This window comes from Candidatus Albibeggiatoa sp. nov. BB20 (assembly GCA_016744725.1).
Lineage (GTDB): Bacteria > Pseudomonadota > Gammaproteobacteria > Beggiatoales > Beggiatoaceae > Albibeggiatoa.
The window spans coordinates 1-5,446 of record JADGDW010000227.1; the positions used below are offsets into that span (position 1 = coordinate 1).

At 38.0% G+C, this 5,446-nt stretch carries 4 protein-coding genes; 1 reads left to right on the forward strand and 3 read right to left on the reverse strand.

Going from position 1 to position 5,446, the window contains the following annotated elements; all coding sequences use genetic code 11:
* The 3 genes from proB to ABXH34_RS17535 all read right to left on the reverse strand — a co-directional run.
* Positions 1–593 (reverse strand): glutamate 5-kinase (gene proB / locus ABXH34_RS17525; RefSeq protein ID WP_353573177.1); only part of this gene is annotated, 593 nt, incomplete at its 3' end.
* 525 nt (positions 594–1,118) lie between these two features.
* Positions 1,119–3,371: a hybrid sensor histidine kinase/response regulator gene (locus tag ABXH34_RS17530; RefSeq protein WP_353573178.1), complete on the reverse strand. Its 2,253-nt coding sequence runs from the start codon at positions 3,369–3,371 to the stop codon at positions 1,119–1,121.
* Positions 3,371–4,474, reverse strand: a complete 1,104-nt coding sequence (locus ABXH34_RS17535; protein ID WP_353573179.1) for an ABC transporter substrate-binding protein — start codon at positions 4,472–4,474, stop codon at positions 3,371–3,373. Before ABXH34_RS17535 ends, ABXH34_RS17530 begins: the two co-directional genes overlap by 1 nt.
* Before the next feature lie 414 nt (positions 4,475–4,888).
* On the opposite strand from ABXH34_RS17535, the gene ABXH34_RS17540 reads away from it, so the two are divergent.
* The gene (locus tag ABXH34_RS17540) at positions 4,889–5,272 is read left to right on the forward strand and encodes a hypothetical protein (protein WP_353573180.1); all 384 of its coding nucleotides are present in this window, start codon (positions 4,889–4,891) and stop codon (positions 5,270–5,272) included.
* Positions 5,273–5,446 lie beyond the last annotated feature (174 nt).

Below are 5,446 nucleotides of genomic sequence, written 5' to 3' on the forward strand. Positions count from 1 at the left end.
TCAGCTTCGTACAAACCTTGTTGATCAGTCAAAATCACCAGTAAATCAGCTTCAATTAAGTTAGTCACTAAGCCTGCCAGCGTATCATTATCACCAAAACGGATTTCATCGGTTGCAATCGTATCGTTTTCATTCACGATGGGAATAACATCTAAATCAATCAAAGTTGTTAATGTACTGCGGGCATTTAAATAGCGTTGACGATTGGATAAATCATCATGGGTAAGTAGGACTTGTGCGGTATGTAGTTGATGTTTTTGAAAACACGTTTCATAGGTTTGCACCATACCCATTTGACCCACAGCCGCAGCTGCTTGTAGTTTAAACACTTCGGTTGGGCGTTGTGTCCAGTTGAGACGTTGCATCCCCGCAGCCACTGAGCCTGATGAAACAAGGACAATTTCAATTTGATGCTGTTGTTTTAAGGCTGCCATTTGTGCAACCCAGCGTTGAATGCTCTGTGTATCTAAACCACGACCATTATCCGTGAGTAGCGCACTGCCGATTTTAATGACCCAACGACGTGATTGACCAATTTGTTGACGGGTTTTGGATTGACAAGAGGAGCTATCTTGTATGCCTGTATTGTTCATTGATAATTTTTGACTTGTATTTATTTAGTTTACTTTGCTTATCTGGGGTATTTTAGAGGAATTGTAGACAAGATTACACAGATTTAAGGATAAACAAGATTAAAAACAAAAATCCTGTCCACCTCACCATCCGCTAGGCTCTGTTCAAAAATCTGCAGCTTAAACGTTTTTGTTACAATTTAACTCCAATCCTCAGAAGGTTTTGAGGCGAGCTATGTATTAGCTGATAAAAAGGTTATGATTCAGATGAGATGACCCAATAAGATATGGCTATTGCTGTTATTCCGCAAAAAAACAGAATGGATGTAAGAGACTTTGATGAGGTATTGTATAAAGACTGTAACCTTATAAAATGTTTATTTCAAAAATCAAAAAACGATAGACGTATTGCTACCCGTTATAAGTGCTGTGTAACTCATTATTCTTATTTATTTTCTTTGGTTTATTCCGTTATTTGGCTCGAATGATTAAGGTGACTCCCAAGATCGTTATAAATTATTCGATTCTTCTGGGACGATTGCTTAGTTAACTAGCATATTGTCTATATTTTTCAAGCGTTTGCAATAAAATATCAGCTTGTACGGGCTTGGACAAAAACTCCGATGCCCCCATAGATAGCGCACGACGTTGTTCACCTTCTAACATAGACAATACAAATACGGGGATACTGGCTAAGTTTTCATTGGTTTTCAATTCATAAAGAGCAATCCAACCATCAATCTTAGGCATTAAAATATCTAGCAAAATCAAATCAGGTTGGTAGCGTTTCGCTAAATGCAAGCACTCAGAGCCGTCTTTAGCCACAATAACCTGACATTCAGACTGCTGTAAATAAAAAGTTAACAGCGCTTGTTCTGTTGGATTATCTTCTGCAATCAGGATGAGGCCTCCTTGAGAAGGTAATGGTTTCAATGGTGTATGGCAAATAGTTTGTCGCTGTGATTTTTGTTTATCTATTTTTATGGGTAATCGGAGGGTAAACACGCTACCAATATCTAGCTTACTCTGCGCACTGACATCACCACCCATGAGCTGTGCAAAATTGCGTGTAATTGCCAAACCCAAACCCGTACCACCATATTGTCGAGTGGTCGAGCTATCCACTTGAGTGAAAATTTCAAACAAATGCCCCATTTTTTCTTCACTAATACCAATCCCATTATCTTCAATTTCACAAATCAAACTATGTTCCGACTCTGTTTTTTCCAAACTTACATTGATTATAATCTGTCCGTTATGAGTGAACTTAGCCGCATTATCAAGTAATTTAAGCACACATTGACGGAATTTGATTAAATCAGTATGAGCTTCACCAATTTGGGCAGCGCAATTAATCAGCAATTGGTTATTGTTCGCGCTAATCACAGACTCAGAGGTTGTGGCAATTTCTTGAATCACTGCGGATATATCGAATGTTTCTGGATATAGCATCATTTTGCCTGCTTCAATTTTAGAAATATCTAGTAAATCATTAACAATAGACAGTAAATTTTCACCTGCTGAATTGATGAATGCTAAATCATTCACAAAGCCATCTTCACCAATCATTTGTGCATCTTCTTGTAAAATCTCACTATAACCAATAATTGCATTCAATGGCGTGCGCAATTCATGACTCATATTGGCGAGAAAATCAGTTTTAGCACGGGTTGCTGCTTCCGCTTCTTCCTTGGCTTTTTGGGTTTCTGCCAAGCGTTGGGCTAAAGCTTTATCTCGTTCTTGTACCGCACCTACCATTTGATCGAAGTTGCGGCCTAAACTAATCACTTCTTGTAATGTGCCTAAACGTTCAATACTCAGACGACGGTAAGTACCACTGGCTAATACATTGGCTTCTTCAACTAACATTGACAAAGGCTGTACAATTTCAGTATGCTGACTACGCATCATACTGAATAACAACAATAAATTAACGCTTAAAATCAAAGCGGCCAATAGCACCATCATAATAATTGAGCGAGCTGCAATAAATAAAGGCTGAGTTGTGACCACTATCCATTGATTATGTGTTGCAGCAACACTGCCCAGTAGCCAAGTGTTGTTTTCATTGAAAATACGGAAGCCTCGTTGCCCAGACATGCTCATTTTGACTAGGGTTAAATTGCCTAAGTTACGCCGTTCTTGCACCCAAACATGCTGCGGATGTGCAATAACAGTCCCATCTTTAGCCACAATAAATACTTGGGTACTGGGGTCCAAATGCACCCGTTCTACGGTATTTTGTAGCAATTCTAAATTCAGTTCACCAACCAATACCCCTAAGAATTGTTGTTCTAATTGATGATAAATTGGCACTGCCAAGGTGAGTGATACTTTCTCATTAGCAATAGAAATAAACGGTTCAGAAAAATAGGTATTTTTTGACTGTTGAGCATGATGAAAATAAGGTGTATTGGATAAATCTAAATCTTGCAACGGGGTGCGAAAATCATGCTGTAAACTATCTTCAATCGTGACGTAGCCTTTAGCATTAATAAAATAAAGGCTATTTAAACGTGGATAATTTTGACGGGTTTGAGCCAGTAAATATTGTTGTTTGGATTGTTCAAAATTGGGCAAACTCGTGCCTAACGTGGTGATAAGGCTTTCGGTTTCTGTTAGATAACGTTCAGTCTGTTCGGTTAAGGCTTCAATAAGTAAGGTTTGATGACGTAAAATTTCTTGCTGCACATAGTGGATGCCAAGCCACAAAATACTGATAAGAATCAGAGCGACTTGCAGCCCCAATACCATTATCATTTGAAAAAATGCAGTTCTGAGAGAATGTTGTTTGTTCATTATGAACCTGACACCGTATGAACCACCTTGAATTGACCCTGTTTGACTTGCATGATGTATAAGTCACGTTGGATGTCACCATAGGCATCAATACTAATTGTACCTTGGACAGCGGGTAGTTGTTTTATATCCAATAACGCTTGAGAAAGACCCTGAGATTTCCCTCGAGTTTGTCGCAAAGCGTATGCCAATATTTTGGCAGTCTCAAATCCATAAGCAGCGCCATAACTTGGATTTTGCCGATAACGCTGTTGATATTGCTGAGCAAATAATTGGAAATGCTGATAAGGGTTTTCTGGATTATAAATCGACAACACTTGCATATTTTCCACCGCTCGCCCACCTTTGAGAATTAAATCTTGATTATGGGCGGAAACAGGTGCAAAGAATTGGGACTGAATACCTTGTTGACGCGCAAATTGTGCGAGCAATGCAACATCATTGGCACTGGACAGAAACATGATTGCCTCAGGCTGTATTCGGTCTAGCCCGCTTTCTGCAATGAATTTTTTTAAATCATCATGAACAATGTATAAACTATGCTTTATTTCACCACCAAGCTTGTTAAAATCTTGATAAATAACACTCCAGAGTGCTTCTGTATAATCACGATTGTTGGTGTCAATAATCCCGACTAACTCACGAATACCTAGTTCATTATACAAATAATTAGGAAAAGCTTTAGCTTCTTGTTGAATACTGGGAGCAGCACGGAAAAAGTAATCTTTTTGTCCTGCTAACCGAGCAACAGTCGGACTAAATAAAATCGTTTCGCTATCATTGATTTGTGGCAAAGCTGCAATCGTTGGCTGGCTGGCCATGTGGCCAATAATTGCCACCACACCTTGCTTCACTAATTCGGCATCAACCTGTTGTGCAAGCTCAGGATCGCCCTTATCATTTTTTATAAGTAGCTTAATGGGTTGTCCATGAATACCACCTTGTTGATTAATCAGGTCAACCGCAAGCTCTATCCCATTGCGGGCTGCAACGTTTTCAGTAGAATGCCGTCCTGTGATTTCACCTGCAAAGCCAATATAAATAGGTCGCTCGGTACAGGCTGTAAGTAAAAAAAGATATGATATAAACAGTAACCGATACATATCAAGAGGTCCATGCAATTGGTGCTATGTTAATAGTATAAATGAATTATGAAATTTTTGACTGTTATTTAAGTTTAAGTTTTACGACTTTAATTTACTGAAACCTATTGTATTTACTATGCTTTAAAATATGTTTAGACATTGTTTTTATATTTAAAGAAAAATTATTAAGTCTTTTTCAATACATGATTAGGAGGAGTCATGAATCTACAGACAAAATTACTGTTGAATATCGGGGTTGCCTAGCTCATTACTTTTACCATCATTGAAACCCGAAATTATCACACAGCGAAACAGAATGCTGAATTTGTATTATGGGAACAAGGAGGCAAAGCCAAGAATGTCTTAATGTCGGTGCGATGAATTTACCATAAATAATTTTTAAGTAGTGAAATTCCATTAACTGAAAAAACAGTGGGCTTTTTACCTGCACACGCATTGGGTCGTATTTCTCAGTATTATCGCAACTGGGATAATTCTGAGTTTAGCTTTGAAAATGTATCAGATCAGCCACGTAACCCAGAACATACAGCGGATGCCATTGAATTAGCTCCTGCTGATATTCATTTAAACTCGTTTTTACACAAAGTGATGCAAGCGTTTGAAATGCGTGCTCAACAGAAGGGTATTGCGTTTATTTTTGAGAAAATGAACAATCTCCCTGAAGAGGTTCAAGCAGATGAAAAACGAGTACGGCAGATTTTGATTAATGCGTTAGGTAATGCGGTGAAATTTACTAAACACGGTGGGATTACTTTCAAAGTTTCTTACCAGCAAGGGTTTGGCTTTGGCAGCTGAATAATCTTTGGTAGTCATGCAAAATATAGTGCCAATCATTATGAGTTAATTTAATGAATTGATAATGAATGATATAAAAACATATTTTACAGAATAGTAGTTCTATGTTTATTATATATAATATCTCCCAAAATATTGATAAGAGGTTAGTTAGTATAAATGGATTGTCCAAGA